This is a genomic window from Salmonella sp. SAL4457 (genome assembly GCF_046548235.1).
In the GTDB taxonomy this organism is placed as follows: Bacteria; Pseudomonadota; Gammaproteobacteria; order Enterobacterales; family Enterobacteriaceae; genus Salmonella; species Salmonella enterica.
Genome location: NZ_JBGDZO010000868.1, coordinates 1 through 255, shown reverse-complemented (window position 1 = coordinate 255; position 255 = coordinate 1). Strand labels below are relative to the sequence as shown.

The window sequence follows — 255 nt, the reverse complement described above, 5'->3', positions numbered from 1 at the left end:
CGCCAGGACAGCGCCGTGCTGACCGCCACCAAGCACATCGCCAACGTACCGGTGGAGCGCCTGCTCGAAGCCCAGGGCAAGAAACCGCCGGTGAAGGGGCTGCTCGACCTCGATGCCGACATCCGCACCAGCGGCAACAGCGAGAAATCCTGGATCGACCATCTCAACGGCAACGCACGCTTCAGCCTGATCAACGGCGTGCTGCCCGACGCCAACCTGGAGCAACAGCTCTGCCAGGGCATCGCTACCCTCAAC

Annotated in this window: 1 protein-coding gene; it reads left to right on the top strand. The window is 64.7% G+C overall.

The genetic code is table 11. The features are described 5' to 3' along the window. Positions 1–255: AsmA family protein (locus ACLJNW_RS26665; RefSeq protein ID WP_410961576.1), on the top strand; the 255-nt coding region annotated here is incomplete at both ends.